The following is a 15,038-nucleotide window of genomic DNA, read 5'->3' as shown; positions in this document are numbered from 1 at the left end:
TCAGGGAGAGGCCCGGAGTCCGGTGCGTCAGCGTGTGTACTCCTTGAGGTTGGCGAGGACCTCGTCCACGTGGGGCCGCACCGACTCCGGCACGCCACCCGCTTCGATGACGGCTCTGTCGCTGGTGCGGTATCCGGCGGCTATCAGCGCGGGCAGGTTCGCGCGCAGCCCGCTCTGTTTGAAGCGCTGGTCGAGCCAGCAGGTGAACACGGCCATGCTCGCGATGGCGTCGGGAGGGGACATGTAGTCCTCGTCGCAGTCGCGGTCGCCGTCCACGGCCCATGCCTGGAACACCGACGGCGTCCACATGGCGATGCCGTGCTCGCCGGTGGCGGTCCGGGACGCCGCCGGGTCGAAGCCGCTCTCGGCCTTGAGCATCGCGGCCAGCAACGCCGGGGTGACCTCCTTGTCCGTGCACCGCTTCGCGGCGTCGGTGATGATCTGCCGCAGGGCGACGGGCACATCGGAGTCGGCGGGGATGGCCCCGGCCAGGGTGGTGTCGGCGAGCGCGGTGCCGGGCGCCGAGGAGGCCGGCTTCTCGGGGGCGCCCTTGTCGTCTGAGGGTACGAAGGCCACCACGAGCCCGGCGACCGCCGCGCAGGCGGTGAGACCGGCGGTGAGCAGGATCGCCCGACGCCGGTGCAGGGGCCGGGGGAGGCGCTCGGCGTGCAACTCCCGGACACGCCTGGACAGTTCATCCGCGGCCAGGGCGGCCCGGGTGGCGTGGTCCGGAGCCAGGCATTCGATGATCAGCTTCCGCCACCCGGGCTCCAGGGAGTCGTCCAGACGCAGCGGCGCCGATCCGTTGGCATAGGCCTGGGCGGCCAGCGAGCGGGCCCGCGCCGTGCTCCCGGGGAACGGATGGAGCCCGCCGGTCAGTGCCTGGTGCGCCAGAACGCCGAAAGCCCAGATGTCGGCCGTCTTCCGTACGGTCGTGCCACGGACGCCGGTGCGCTCCGACCACCACTCCGGGGGTACGTGGTCGAGCGACCCCAGGGGCGGAACGTACGCGTGAGTCCCCTCCAGTTCCACGGTCAGGCCGAAGTCCGCCAGCCACACGGCTCCTTCGGGGCCGAGGAGGATGTTCGCGGGCTTGAGGTCCGCATGGATCCAGCCATGCGTGTGCATGTGCGCCAGCCCGGCGGCCACGCCGCTGAGGATGCGTTCGGCGTCCGGCAGGGCGTCCGGCAGAGGGCGCCCGGTTCCGCCCGCCGCGAGGAGATCCTGCAGACTGCGTTCCGCACGGTCCATCACCAGTGCGGTCATGCCGTCAAGGTCGGGCCGCTCGGGATCCCGCAGGGTCACGACCGCGTGGGTGCGTACGAGATGGGGGTGGTCGGCCTCCGTGCTGAACCGCGCCTCCTTGCGGGCCAGTTCCTCCATCGACGCACGCTGCCCCGGGGTCAGCAGGTCGGTGCGCAGCAGCTTGATGGCGACGTCCGCGCCGCCCGCGGCACTCTCGACGACCTTCTCCGCCGCATACACGCTGCCCCAGCTTCCGGAGCCGATCAGGCCGGTGATTCTCCACTCCGCGACCCGGTACCCCGGTGCCGGGTCGAGTGGCGGAGTGGTGTGGGGGCGATTCATCCTGCGTAAGCCTCTCGGTTCAGCGTCTGACGGCGGGGGGCAGCAGAGCCAGGTGCTCTTCCCGGACCAGATTGAAGCGCAGTGCGAGACTGACCAGCCGTTCGCGCTTGCCACCCGCCTCGCTGTACGAGCCGTCCGGCCTCTCCCTCAGCCGCAGCTTGGTGTCGGCGAGATAATCGATGTGGTAGTTGAGCGCGGATCGCGTGAGGTCGTGGCAACTCGGCAGCGGTCGCAGTCGTTCGAGGATCTCTCCCACGCCGGGAACGGCCGCGCTCGACGGGGAGCGCAGCCGCGGTTCGCACAATGCCAGCAGCACCAGGAAATACTTGGACGACGGGTTCAGTGAGAAGGGACTCGTCGTAGGTTCCCCGGAGGGGGCCTCGCACCCGGGTTCCACATACGCGTGCTGGGGCGCGAACACCTTGAATTCCACGGGCGTTTCAGCGGGCAGAATTACCCGGGACAGCTCGAATGGTACGGGCGCACCGATACGGCCGGGTGCGACGCGGATGTGTTCTCCGGCGCCTTCCAGGTTTTCCACCACGTACGTCGCCGAGGCACTGTAATTGCAAAGGCGCCAGTAGTCCTCCACCGCGGTGACCTGTCCGGCGCAGCGCGACACCGCCGGATCACACAGGGGGATGGGCAGGGGCGCTCCGGGCTTCCCGCGTCCGAACTCGGCACTCTGGCCGGGGCTCAAGCGGACCAGACGTGGCTCGGGCTGAGGGGCGTCCGAGTGACGGACGACGGCGTCGGGAAGCTGCACGATCACGGTGGTCACTCTGCGTCGTCCCCAAATCTCAGCGGCTCATCGGGCATCGCCTCTTGGTGAAAGGGGCGAACGCGCGGTGTGTTCAGGTCTGGTCAGAACCTGGACGGGTGGTTCATCAGAATGTCACCCGGTGAAGGATGGAGGGTAGAGGACGTCAGTGAGGGAACCTCAGGTACGGCGTCTGCCACCCAACTCGCCCAGGATTGCCGGTAAATGTCAATCGGCGTGAACTCAAGTGAGCTGGGCGCGGATTCAAGATGTTCAGGAAGCTTCTTCCGGTGCGGTGCGGTGCGGTGCGGTGCGGTGCGGGCCGGTTCGGGAACGGGCAGGGTGGCACACGTCGATGTGGGGCAGCGCCGCGTGGGCCCCGCCGTAGGCCCGGCCCCCCACCCGGCCCCCACTCAGCCTCCACCCGCGTCCGGGAATGGCCGCGATCCTCCCGCGCGTTGCCAGGGGCGTGACGACGAATACGCCGCGGCCCGAGATCCTGCGATACACCGCCTTCTCCAGCGATCCCGACGGCGGGAACCCCGCCGCCGTCGTTCTGGACGCCGGCGCCCTGGACGACAGCGCCATGCTGGCCATCGCCGCCGAGCTCGGATACTCGGAGTCCGCGTTCCTGACCGCGCCCCCGGAGGGCCTCGGCGGCCGGCCGGGGCGGGCCTTCACCATCCGTTACTTCAGCCCCAAGGCCGAGGTGCCGTTCTGCGGACACGCCACCATCGCGACCGCCGTCGCGCTCGCCGAGCGGATCGGCCCTGGGGAACTGGTGTTCGCGACGCGCGCAGGCACGGTGCCGGTGGAGGTGGCCGAGGAGGGCGGGACGCTGCGGGCCACGCTCACCAGTGTCGAGCCGTACATCGAGGAGATCGCCGACGCCGACCTTGCGGAGGCGCTCGCCGCGCTCGACTGGCCGGCCGCAGATCTCTCCCCGGCTTTTCCGCCCCGTATCGCCTTCGCCGGCGCCCGCCATCTCGTGCTCGCGGCGACTACGCGCGCGCGTCTCGCCGATCTCGCGTACGACTTCGCGCGCCTGGAAGCCCTGATGCACCGCTTGGACCTGACCACGGTCCAACTGGTGTGGCGGAAGTCGGCCACCGTCTTCCATGTACGGGACCCCTTCCCCGTGGGCGGCGTCGTCGAGGACCCGGCGACAGGCGCCGCGGCCGCCGCGTTCGGTGCGTACGCCCGTGAACTCGGCCTGGTCCCCGGGGACACCGTCCTCACCCTGCACCAGGGCGAGGACCTGGGCCGTCCTGGCGAGCTCACGGTGACGCTGCGCGCGGGTGACCCGCGCGTCCGTGTCGGCGGCACGGGAGCTCGCATCTCGTGAAGCGCCGGCCGTGCTGAGCGGTCAACCCCCGGCTGCGTTCGGGAACACCTGAATCAACAATGCAAGCACGCTTGCTTGTTTCTTCGGGCGCTGCCATGCTCCGGAATGACGCATCGTCGTGCCCCGAGGGGAGCGCCATCGTGTTCGACCCGTCGTCCGTGATCGACGATCTGCACCGGGAGAGCGAGGAACTCGACCAGCTGGTGGGGAAGTTGGACGAGGGCGACTGGGCCCTTCCGACACCCGCCGAGGGGTGGAGCGTCGCCCATCAGATCGCGCATCTCGCCTGGACCGACCGGGCGGCACTACTGGCGGTGACGGACGCGGAGGCGTTCGGGCGGGAGACCGAAAAGGCGTTCGCGGCGGCCGGTTCCTTCGTGGACGAAGGCGCGGAGGAGGGGGCGCGCACGGCGCCCGCGCAGGTGCTCATCACCTGGCGCGAGGGGCGCGGGGAGCTGGAACGCGCGCTGCGCGCCGCGCCCCCGGGCGCGCGCTTCCCCTGGTACGGGCCGCCCATGTCGGCCGCCTCCATGGCCACCGCCCGTCTGATGGAGACCTGGGCCCATGGACAGGATGTGGCCGACGCGCTGGGTGTGGTGCGCGCGCCTACGGACCGGCTCCGGCATGTGGTGCGCATCGGTGTGCGGACACGGAACTTCGCCTTCGGGGTACGAGGGCTCTTCGCGCCGAGTGAGGAGTTCCGGGTGGAACTCATCGCCCCGACGGGGGAGTTGTGGACGCACGGGCCCGAGGACGCCGCCCAGCGTGTCACCGGCCCCGCGCTGGACTTCTGCCTGTTGGTCACCCAGCGGGCGAACCGTGCCGACCTCGCCGTACGTGCGGAAGGGGCCGACGCCGACAAGTGGCTGGACATCGCGCAGGCGTTCGCGGGGCCTTCCGGCGCCGGGCGCGCACCGAAGTCCGGCCCCGGCCGCGCACCGAAGGGGGCGGCGCGATGACCATCACCCCCCTCCGCATCGGCAACGCCTCCGGCTTCTACGGCGACCGCTTCGACGCCATGCGGGAGATGCTCACCGGCGGCCCGCTGGACGTCCTCACCGGCGACTACCTCGCCGAGCTGACCATGCTCATCTTGGGCCGGGACCGGCTGAAGGACCCCCGGCGCGGATACGCCAAGACCTTCCTGGGCCAGCTGGAGGAGTGCCTCGGCCTCGCGCACGAGCGCGGCGTACGTATCGTCGCGAATGCCGGTGGCCTCAACCCCGCCGGACTCGCCGACGCCGTACGGGAGTTGGCGGACCGGCTCGGCATCCCGGTCCGGGTCGCCCACGTCGAGGGCGACGGACTCGGCTCCAGGTACCCGGAGAGCCTCGCCGCGCACGCCTACCTCGGCGGCGCCGGAATCGCCGCCTGTCTGCGCGAGGGCGCGGACATCGTCGTCACCGGGCGGGTGACGGACGCGGCGCTGGTCACCGGGCCCGCCGTCGCCCACTTCGGCTGGGGGCCCAGGGAGTACGACCGGCTCGCGGGCGCCGTGGTCGCCGGGCATGTCCTGGAGTGCGGTGCCCAGGCCACCGGCGGCAACTACGCCTTCTTCGCCGAGCACGACCCCGCCGTTCTCCGTCACCCAGGCTTCCCGCTCGCCGAACTCCACGAGGACGGCACGAGCGTCATCACCAAACACGACGGCACGGGCGGCCTCGTCGACATCGGCACGGTCACCGCGCAGCTGCTGTACGAGACGTCGGGCGCCCGGTACGCGGGGCCCGACGTCACCGCCCGGCTCGATACCGTCCAGTTGACCCAGGAGGGTCCCGACCGGGTCCGCATCGACGGCGTACGCGGCGAGGCACCGCCGCCCACCCTCAAGGTCGGCCTCAACCGGCTCGGCGGCTTCCGCAACGAGGTCGTGTTCGTACTGACGGGGCTCGACATCGAGGCGAAGGCGGCCTTCGTCCGGGACCAGATGGACACCGCGCTGGCCGCGGCCAAGTCCCGGCCCGCCGACGTCCGTTGGGAACTCGCCCGCACCGACCACCCCGACGCCCCCACCGAGGAGACCGCGAGCGCGCTGCTCCGGCTCGTCGTGCGGGACCCGGACCAGCACGCGGTGGGACGGGCGTTCAGCGGCGCCGCCATCGAACTCGCCCTCGCCGGCTACCCCGGATTCCATGTGATGGCGCCACCGGGAACGGGAGCGCCCTACGGGGTCTTCGAGGATGTGTACGTCCCCCATGGCGCCGTGGACCACGTGGCCGTCCTCCACGACGGACGCCGCATCCCTGTGGCCCCGGCCCAGGACACCCACGTGATCGAGGGATCCGAAGCACTCGAAGGACCCGAGGGAGGCGAAGACTTCGAAAGGCTCGAACCTCTCGAACCTCTCGAACCGCTCGAAGACGTGCCGGAACCGCCCCTGCCCGAGCCCCTGCGGTCCGGTACGCTCACCCGCCGCGCCCCTCTCGGCCTCGTCGCCGGGGCCCGCAGCGGGGACAAGGGCGGCAACGCGAACGTCGGCGTGTGGGTCCGTTCGGATGCGGCCTGGCGATGGCTCGCCCACACCCTCACGGTCGACCGGTTCCGTGAACTCCTCCCGGAGACGGCCGACTTGACCGTCGTACGCCATGTGCTGCCGAACCTGCGCGCCCTCAACTTCGTCGTCGTGGGAATCCTCGGCGAGGGTGTGGCCTCGCAGGCCCGTTTCGACCCCCAGGCCAAGGCGCTGGGCGAATGGCTCCGCTCCCGCCACCTCGACATCCCGGAGTCCCTCCTGTGACCGTCATCTCCTCGGCGCTCGACACACGGAGCCCCGACTACGCAGCCAACCGCGAAGCCATGCTCAGCAAGCTCACGGACCTGGACGCCGAGCACGCCAAGGCACTCGCGGGCGGCGGCGAGAAATACGTCGCCCGGCACCGCAAACGCGGCAGGCTGCTCGCGCGGGAACGGATCGAACTGCTCCTGGACCCCGACACACCCTTCCTGGAGCTGTCGCCGCTCGCGGCCTGGGGGAGCGACTATGCGGTCGGTGCCTCGCTGGTCACCGGGATCGGTGTCGTCGAGGGCGTGGAGTGCCTGATCACGGCGAACGACCCGACCGTGCGCGGCGGTGCCAGCAACCCGTGGAGCCTGAAGAAGGCTCTGCGGGCCAACGACATCGCCCTCGCCAACCGGCTGCCCTGCATCAGCCTCGTCGAGTCGGGCGGCGCCGATCTGCCGTCCCAGAAGGAGATCTTCATCCCCGGGGGCGCGATCTTCCGGGACCTCACGCGGCTGTCGGCGGCCGGGATCCCGACCGTGGCCGTCGTGTTCGGGAACTCCACCGCCGGGGGCGCGTACATCCCCGGCATGTCCGACCACGTGATCATGGTCAAGGAGCGGGCCAAGGTCTTCCTCGGCGGGCCGCCGCTGGTGAAGATGGCCACCGGTGAGGAGAGCGACGACGAGTCGCTGGGCGGCGCCGAGATGCACGCACGCGTGTCGGGCCTCGCGGACTACTTCGCCGTCGACGAGCAGGACGCGATCCGGCAGACCCGGCGGGTGGTGGCCCGTCTCAACCACCGCAAGGCGTACGTCGACCCGGGCCCGGCAGCGCCGCCGAAGTACGACGAGGACGAGCTCCTGGGGATCGTCCCGGGGGACCTCAGGCACCCCTTCGACCCGCGCGAGGTCGTCGCCCGCCTCGTCGACGGCTCCGACTTCGACGAGTTCAAGCCCCTCTACGGGACGAGCCTCACCACCGGCTGGGCGACGCTGCACGGCTATCCCGTCGGCGTCCTCGCCAACGCCCGGGGAGTGCTGTTCAGCGCCGAGTCGCAGAAGGCGGCCCAGTTCATCCAGCTGGCCAATCAGCGTGACATCCCGCTCCTCTTCCTGCACAACACCACCGGCTACATGGTCGGCAGGGAGTACGAGCAGGGCGGCATCATCAAGCACGGCGCGATGATGATCAACGCCGTCTCCAATTCGAAGGTCCCCCACCTCTCCGTCCTCATGGGGGCTTCGTACGGAGCCGGTCACTACGGCATGTGCGGGCGCGCCTACGACCCGCGCTTCCTCTTCGCCTGGCCCAGCGCCAAGTCCGCCGTCATGGGCCCCCAGCAGCTCGCCGGCGTCCTCTCGATCGTCGCCCGGCAGTCCGCCGCCGCCAAGGGGCAGCCCTACGACGACGACGCCGACGCCGCGCTGCGCGCCATGGTGGAGCAGCAGATCGAGTCGGAGTCCCTGCCGATGTTCCTGTCGGGGCGGCTGTACGACGACGGCGTCATCGACCCGCGCGACACCCGCACCGTCCTCGGCATGTGCCTGTCCGCGATCCACACGGCGCCTTACGAGGGCGCGCGCGGTGGCTTCGGCATCTTCCGGATGTGAGGCACTCAATGAACCGGTGGACCCAATGAACCCCGTGAAGCCCGTGATTTCGACGCTCCTTGTCGCCAACCGTGGCGAGATCGCCTGCCGCGTCTTCCGCACCTGCGCCGAGTTGGGAATCCGAACCGTCGCCGTGCACTCGGACGCCGACGAGAACGCCCTCCACGCGCGCGTGGCCGACGCGGCGGTACGGCTGCCGGGTTCGGCGCCATCCGAGACGTATCTGCGCGGCGACCTGATCGTGAAGGCGGCCCTGAACGCCGGCGCGGACGCCGTGCACCCCGGGTACGGCTTCCTCTCCGAGAACGCCGACTTCGCGCGCGCCGTGATCGACGCGGGCCTTGTCTGGATCGGACCGCCGCCCGAGGCGATCGAGGCGATGGCGTCGAAGACGCGCGCCAAGAAGCTGATGGGCCTCGAACCCCTGTCGACGGTGACGGAGGGAGACCTCCCCGTGCTGGTGAAGGCGGCCGCGGGCGGCGGCGGGCGCGGTATGCGCGTCGTACGGGAACTCGCCGACCTCGACGCCGAGTTGACGGCCGCCCGCGCCGAGGCGCTCAGCGCGTTCGGTGACGGGGAGGTCTTCGTCGAGCCCTATGTGGAGGGCGGCCGGCATGTCGAGGTGCAGATCCTGGCCGACACGCACGGCACCGTGTGGGCGCTCGGCACCCGCGACTGCTCGCTCCAGCGGCGCCATCAGAAGGTGATCGAGGAGGCCCCGGCGCCCGGCCTCGCACCCGCGCTGGTGGCGGAACTCCACGAGCTGGCCGTGCGTGCCGCGCGCGCCGTCGACTACGTGGGCGCGGGCACCGTCGAGTTCCTGATCGCCGACGGCCAGGCCCACTTCCTGGAGATGAACACCCGCCTCCAGGTCGAACACCCCGTCACGGAAGCCGTCTTCGGCATCGACCTCGTGGCGCTCCAGCTCCAGGTCGCCGAGGGCGCCGTACTCGAAAACGACCCTCCACGCGCGCGTGGCCACGCGATCGAGGCCCGCCTGTACGCCGAGGACCCGGCCCACGCCTGGGCCCCGCAGACCGGCACCCTGCACCGCCTCGCCGTCCCGGAAGGCATCCGGCTGGACACCGGCTACACCGACGGCGACCCCATCGGCATCCACTACGACCCGATGCTCGCCAAGGCCGTCGCCCACGCCCCCACGCGCGCGCAGGCCCTGCGCAAACTGTCGGGCGCGCTGGAACGGGCGAGCATCCACGGCCCGGTCACCAACAGGGACCTCCTCGTACGGTCCCTGCGGCACGAGGAGTTCGTGTCGGGGCGAATGGACACCGGCTTCTACGAGCGCCACCTGGAGGAGCTCACCGGCGCGGCCCCGGACCCGTACGCACCCCTCGCCGCGGCCCTCGCCGACGCGCACGGCCGCTCCCGGTTCGGCGGCGGCTGGCGCAACCTCCCCTCCCAGCCGCAGACCAAGCGCTACCTCGTCGACGGCACCGAGCACGAGGTCCACTACCGGCACACCCGCGACGGCCTCACCGCCGATGGGGTACGCGTCGTGCACGCCGACGCCGGTCTCGTCGTACTCGAAATCGACGGCGTACGGCGCAAGTTCGAGATCAGCCGCTACGGAGACCGGATCCACGTCGGCGCCTGCACGCTCACCGCGCTGCCGCGCTTCCCCGACCCGACCACCCAGCAGGCCCCCGGCTCGCTCCTGGCCCCGATGCCGGGAACAGTCGTCCGCGTCGCCGAAGGCCTGGCCGCCGGAGCCGCTGTGACGGCCGGACAGCCCCTCGTCTGGCTGGAGGCGATGAAGATGGAACACAAGATCTCCGCGCCCGCCACCGGCACACTCAGCGCCCTTCACGCCGCTCCTGGCCAGCAGGTCGAGGTCGGCACCCTGCTGGCCGTGGTCGAGCCGGACGAGCCGGACGGGCCCCTTTAGGGGCGCCGCGCGACCAGCCACGACCCCGCCGCACATTCCAGGAGACCTCATGAGCCCGGTAGCAGAGACCGACGAACACAAAGCCCTCCGAGCAGCGGTGGCCGCCCTCGGCAAACGCTACGGCCGCGACTACATCAACAAGGTCGTCGCCGACGGCGCCCACCCCGACGAACTCTGGTCCGAGGCGGCCAAACTCGGCTACCTCGGCGTCAACCTGCCGGAGGCCTACGGCGGCGGAGGCGGCGGCATCTCCGAACTCTCCATCGTCCTGGAGGAGCTGGGCGCCGCGGGCTGCCCCCTGCTGATGATGGTCGTGTCACCGGCGATCTGCGGCACGGTGATCGCCCGCTTCGGCACGGACTCGCAGAAACAGGAGTGGCTTCCCGGCCTCGCCGACGGCACCCGCACCATGGCCTTCGGCATCACCGAACCCGACGCGGGCTCCAACTCCCACCGCATCACCACCACCGCCCGCCGCGACGGCGAACAGTGGGTCCTCAACGGCCGCAAGGTGTTCATCTCCGGTGTCGACGTCGCCGACGCGACCCTCATCGTCGGGCGTACGGAGGACGCGCGCACCGGCCGTCTCAAGCCCTGCCTGTTCATCGTCCCGCGTGACGCCGACGGCTTCGGGCGGCGGCAGATCGACATGGAACTCCACGGCGCGGAGAAGCAGTTCGAACTCACCCTCGACGACGTGACGCTGCCCGCCGACGCACTCGTCGGCGACGAGGACGCGGGCCTCCTCCAGCTCTTCGCCGGCCTCAACCCCGAGCGCGTCATGACGGCCGCCTTCGCGATCGGCATGGGCCGCTACGCCCTGTCCGTGGCGATCGCCTACGCCAAGGAACGCACCGTCTGGAAGGACCCCATCGGCGCCCACCAGGCCATCGCGCACCCCCTCGCGCAGGCCCACATCGAGCTCGAACTCGCCCGCCTGATGATGCAGAAGGCAGCCCACCTGTACGACGCGGGCGACGACGCCGGTGCGGGAGAGGCCGCCAACATGGCCAAGTACGCGGCAGGAGAAGCCTGTGTGAAAGCCGTCGACCAGGCCGTGCACACCCTTGGCGGCAACGGCCTCACCCGCGAGTTCGGCCTCGCCTCGCTGATCACGGCGTCGCGCGTGTCCCGTATCGCACCGGTCAGCAGGGAAATGGTTCTCAACTACATCTCCCACCAGACCCTCGGCCTGCCCAAGTCCTACTGAGCCGTGCTAGGCAATGGGATGCCACTCGCCCAGCCGTCTCCAGGAGGAACCATGTTCCGCAGCCAGTACGAAGACGTCCCGGCCGTCGAGGAACCCATCCACGACGCGGTCCTCGCCGGCGCCGCCGAGCGCGGTGACGCGCCCGCGCTCATCGACGGGGTGGACGGCACCACGCTCACCTACGCCCAACTCGACGTGTTCCACCGCCGGCTGGCCGCCGGGTTCGCCGAGGCGGGCGTCAGCAAGGGCGACGTACTGGCTCTGCACAGCCCGAACACCATCGCCTTCCCGACGGCCTTCTACGCGGCCGCGCGCGCGGGGGCCACGGTCACGACCGTGCACCCGCTCGCCACGCCCGAGGAGTTCGCCAAGCAGCTCCGCGACTGCGCCGCGAGCTGGATCGTGACCGTCTCGCCCCTCCTGGACTCAGCGCGCCAGGCCGCCGAACTCGCGGGCGGCGTACGGGAGATCTTCGTCTGCGACCAGGCGCCCGGCCACCGCTCACTGATGGAGCTGCTCGAATCCACCGCGCCCGAACCGCAGATCGACATCGACCCCGTGGAGGACATCGCGGCCCTGCCGTACTCCTCGGGCACCACCGGCATCCCCAAAGGCGTGATGCTCACCCACCGGTCCATCGCCACCAACCTCGCGCAGCTCGCGCCGACCATTCCGATGGGCCCGGGCGACCGCATCCTCGCCGTGCTGCCCTTCTTCCACATCTACGGGCTGACCGCCCTCATGAACGCGCCCCTGAGGCAGGGCGCCACGGTCGTCGTGCTGCCCCGCTTCGACCTCGAAACCTTCCTCGCGGCCATCCAGAAGCACCACATCACCGCCCTGTTCGTGGCCCCGCCGATCGTCCTCGCCCTGGCCAAGCACCCGGCCGTGGCGAAGTACGACCTGTCGTCCCTGAGGTACATCATTTCCTCGGCCGCCCCCCTGGACGCCGCTCTGGCGGCAGCCTGTTCACAGCGGCTGGGCCTGCCGCCCATCGGCCAGTCGTACGGCATGACAGAACTGTCGCCCGGCACCCACGTCGTCCCCCTGGACGCCGAGAACCCGCCCCTCGGGACCGTCGGCAAACTCATCGCAGGCACCGAGATGCGCATCGTCTCCCTCGACGACCCCGCCGAAGACCTGGAGGTCGGCGAGGCCGGCGAGATCGCCATCCGCGGCCCCCAGGTCATGAAGGGCTACCTGGGACAACCTGACGCCACCGCCGCGATGATCGACTCCGACGGCTGGCTGCACACCGGGGACGTCGGCTACGTCGACGCCGACGGCTGGCTCTTCGTCATCGACCGCGTCAAGGAACTCATCAAGTACAAGGGCTTCCAGGTCGCGCCCGCCGAGCTCGAAGCCCTGCTGCTCACCCACCCCGGCATCGCCGACGCAGCCGTCATCGGTGTCTACAACGACGACAAGAACGAAATCCCGCGCGCGTACGTGGTACGCCAGCCGTCCGCCACTGACCTCTCCGAAGGAGAGGTCATGATGTACGTCGCCGAACGCGTCGCCCCGTACAAGAGGGTCCGCGAGGTCACCTTCATCGACGGCATTCCGCGAGCGGCTTCGGGCAAGATCCTGCGCCGCCGACTCCGGGAGCTCAAGTGACCCTTGTGCGCACGGCGCACGACCGCGCCGTCACCACCCTCACCCTCGACTCACCCGCCAACCGCAACGCCCTGTCGGCGGCGCTCGTGGGCGAACTGACGGACGCCCTCACCGGCTGCGGCAAGGACAGCGACGTACGGGCGATCGTCCTCACCCACACCGGGAACACCTTCAGCGCGGGCGCCGACCTGCGCGATCCCCCGCACCCGGACGCCCTCGTCGCACTGCTGCGGCAGCTCGTCGAACTGCCCAAACCCGTGGTCGCCCGGGTGACCGGACACGTACGCGCGGGCGGCCTCGGCCTGCTCGGCGCCTGCGACATCGCGGCCGCCTCCCTGGAGGCCACCTTCGCCTTCACGGAGGTACGCATCGGGGTCGCCCCCGCCGTCATCTCCCTGCCTCTGGTGCCCCGCGCCGACCCCCGCGCCCTCGCCCGCTACTACCTCACCGGCGAACGCTTCGACGCCACCGAGGCCGTCCGCACCGGGCTCCTGACGACGGCGGGCGCCGATGTCGACGTAACCCTCGCCCCCGTCCTCGACGGACTGCGCCGGTCCTCCCCGCAAGGTCTCGCCGAGGCGAAGTCGCTGCTCACGGCCAAGGTGCTGGAGGCCTTCGACCGGGACGCAGCCGACCTGACCGCGCTCTCGGCCCGGCTGTTCTCCTCCGCGCAGGCCCGCGAGGGAATGACGGCCTTCCTCGAAAGACGGGATCCCCCATGGGTGGTGTGACCACGACGGACAACACGGCGGGCAGTTCGGCGGACGACAGCGCGCTGGAAGGAGCGAAAGAAGCCGCCGCGCGTCCGCCGCACGTGCCCAAGCAGGACCGCAGCCGGGCCACCCGGCAGCGGCTCCTGGCGGCAGCCGTGGCCTGCCTCGCCGAACACGGCTGGGCGGGCTCCACGGTCTCCGTCGTCGCCGAACGCGCCGGCGTCTCCCGGGGCGCCGCCCAGCACCACTTCCCGACCCGCGAGGACCTCTTCACGGCCGCCGTCGAGTACGTCGCCGAGGAACGCTCCACAGCCCTGCGGGCCCTCTTCCCGCAGGGCGCCGCCGACCGTCGCGAGGTGGTCACCGCCCTGGTCGACCTCTACACCGGCCCCCTCTTCCGCGCCGCCCTCCACCTCTGGGTCGCCGCCTCCAACGAGGATCAACTCCGCCCCAGGGTCACGGAACTGGAAGCCCACGTCGGCCGCGAGACCCACCGGATAGCCGTGGAATTGCTCGGCGCCGACGAGTCCCGCCCGGGCGCACGGGAGACGGTCCAGGGGCTCCTCGACATGGCGCGGGGCCTCGGCCTCGCCAACCTGCTCACCGACGACGGGGTGCGGCGGGAGAGGGTGGTCGCGCAGTGGAGCAGGATCCTGGACGGGATCCTCACCTGAGGTGGCTCACGGACTGAGCCGCTCCACCCTCCAGCTGCCGTCCGCCTCCGCCACGTACCGCAGCCGGTCGTGCAGCCGGTTCTCGCGGCCCTGCCAGAACTCGACCGTCTGCGGGGCGATCCGGAAGCCGCCCCAGTGCGGGGGCACCGGAACCTGCTCGCCCTCCGGATAGCGGGCGCTCAACTCCGCGTAGGAGGCGTCCAGTGGGGCACGGGAGCCGATCACCGAGGACTGGACACTGGCCCACGCGCCGAGCTGGGAACCGTGCGGCCGGGTCCGGAAGTACGCGGCGGTCTCGTCGCGTCCGGTACGTCGCGCCGTGCCCGTGACGATGACCTGGCGGGCCATCGGGTGCCACGGGAAGAGCAGCGAGACGTACGGATTGACGGCCAGGTCGCGGGCCTTGCGGGACTCGTAGTTGGTGTAGAAGACGAAGCCCTGCTCGTCGTACTGCTTCAGCAGCACCGTGCGCGAGCTGGGCCGGCCCTCCGCGTCCGCGGTGGACACGACCATGGCGTTCGGTTCGTACACCGCCCCCCGCTCCGCGGCCCGCACGGCCTGACCGAACCAGCGCGCGAACTGCTCCATGGGGCCGGCGGCCAGCTCGCCCTCGGAGAGCCCCGCTGCCCGGTAATGGGCGCGCATCGCGGCGAGGTCGAGAGCGGGGTCACGATCGGTCACATGGTCATCTTGCCCTATCCGGGCCTTCGCCCGGCGGGGTGTGACGCTTCACTGGCGGCACTCGCATGGCACTGAGTGCCGCGCACTCTCCCCAAAGGTGGCACTCAGAGCTATCGTGTTCATGTCGCAACGGTTGGGGTGACCTCAGGCCGCACGGGGCATCACCGGAGTGACGTACAGGACCGCGAGTCCACGAGGAGACCGCGGAACCGG

At 70.9% G+C, this 15,038-nt stretch carries 12 protein-coding genes; 9 read left to right on the top strand and 3 right to left on the bottom strand.

Features of this window, described 5'->3' with window-relative positions:
• Positions 1-27 precede the first annotated feature (27 nt).
• Together ACFYPC_RS16920 and ACFYPC_RS16915 are read right to left on the bottom strand one after the other, a co-directional pair.
• Positions 28-1,587, bottom strand: a complete 1,560-nt coding sequence (locus ACFYPC_RS16920) for a protein kinase (protein ID WP_388676150.1) — start codon at positions 1,585-1,587, stop codon at positions 28-30.
• Between the two features lie 19 nt (positions 1,588-1,606).
• Positions 1,607-2,368, bottom strand: coding sequence for a serine/threonine protein kinase (locus ACFYPC_RS16915; protein ID WP_388676147.1), 762 nt, complete (start codon positions 2,366-2,368; stop codon positions 1,607-1,609).
• Positions 2,369-2,816: 448 nt separating this feature from the next.
• Between ACFYPC_RS16915 and ACFYPC_RS16910 the strand changes: the two genes are divergently transcribed.
• The 9 genes from ACFYPC_RS16910 (at position 2,817) to ACFYPC_RS16870 (ending at position 14,144) form a co-directional block, all read left to right on the top strand.
• Positions 2,817-3,692 (top strand): PhzF family phenazine biosynthesis protein, encoded by an 876-nt coding sequence (locus ACFYPC_RS16910; RefSeq protein WP_388676144.1) that lies wholly within the window; start codon positions 2,817-2,819, stop codon positions 3,690-3,692.
• A 140-nt stretch (positions 3,693-3,832) separates the two neighbouring features.
• On the top strand, positions 3,833-4,651 hold the full coding sequence (locus tag ACFYPC_RS16905; RefSeq protein WP_388676141.1) for a TIGR03084 family metal-binding protein: 819 nt from the start codon (positions 3,833-3,835) through the stop codon (positions 4,649-4,651).
• On the top strand, positions 4,648-6,429 hold the full coding sequence (locus ACFYPC_RS16900; protein WP_388676138.1) for an acyclic terpene utilization AtuA family protein: 1,782 nt from the start codon (positions 4,648-4,650) through the stop codon (positions 6,427-6,429). The genes ACFYPC_RS16905 and ACFYPC_RS16900 overlap by 4 nt, the downstream gene beginning before the upstream one ends.
• A complete protein-coding gene (locus ACFYPC_RS16895; RefSeq protein WP_388676135.1) occupies positions 6,426-8,024 on the top strand; it encodes an acyl-CoA carboxylase subunit beta in 1,599 nt (532 codons plus the stop codon). Before ACFYPC_RS16900 ends, ACFYPC_RS16895 begins: the two co-directional genes overlap by 4 nt.
• Positions 8,025-8,067: 43 nt before the next feature.
• Positions 8,068-9,930, top strand: coding sequence for an acetyl/propionyl/methylcrotonyl-CoA carboxylase subunit alpha (locus ACFYPC_RS16890; RefSeq protein WP_388676276.1), 1,863 nt, complete (start codon positions 8,068-8,070; stop codon positions 9,928-9,930).
• 49 nt (positions 9,931-9,979) lie between these two features.
• Positions 9,980-11,140 (top strand): acyl-CoA dehydrogenase family protein, encoded by a 1,161-nt coding sequence (locus tag ACFYPC_RS16885; protein ID WP_388676132.1) that lies wholly within the window; start codon positions 9,980-9,982, stop codon positions 11,138-11,140.
• A 51-nt stretch (positions 11,141-11,191) separates the two neighbouring features.
• Complete coding sequence (locus tag ACFYPC_RS16880) at positions 11,192-12,757, top strand: 4-coumarate--CoA ligase family protein (protein ID WP_388676129.1); 1,566 nt, start codon at positions 11,192-11,194, stop codon at positions 12,755-12,757.
• On the top strand, positions 12,754-13,488 hold the full coding sequence (locus ACFYPC_RS16875) for an enoyl-CoA hydratase family protein (RefSeq protein ID WP_388676126.1): 735 nt from the start codon (positions 12,754-12,756) through the stop codon (positions 13,486-13,488). The genes ACFYPC_RS16880 and ACFYPC_RS16875 overlap by 4 nt, the downstream gene beginning before the upstream one ends.
• Positions 13,476-14,144: a TetR/AcrR family transcriptional regulator gene (locus ACFYPC_RS16870; RefSeq protein WP_388676123.1), complete on the top strand. Its 669-nt coding sequence runs from the start codon at positions 13,476-13,478 to the stop codon at positions 14,142-14,144. Before ACFYPC_RS16875 ends, ACFYPC_RS16870 begins: the two co-directional genes overlap by 13 nt.
• A gap of 6 nt (positions 14,145-14,150) precedes the next feature.
• Here ACFYPC_RS16870 and pdxH read toward each other — a convergent pair whose 3' ends face one another.
• On the bottom strand, positions 14,151-14,825 hold the full coding sequence (gene pdxH, locus ACFYPC_RS16865) for a pyridoxamine 5'-phosphate oxidase (protein ID WP_388676120.1): 675 nt from the start codon (positions 14,823-14,825) through the stop codon (positions 14,151-14,153).
• Positions 14,826-15,038 lie beyond the last annotated feature (213 nt).

It is taken from the genome of Streptomyces sp. NPDC005808 (assembly GCF_042871385.1).
Classification (GTDB): Bacteria; Actinomycetota; Actinomycetes; order Streptomycetales; family Streptomycetaceae; genus Streptomyces.
Note: the sequence above shows the minus strand (reverse complement) of the source record. Positions and strands in the feature narration are given on the sequence as shown.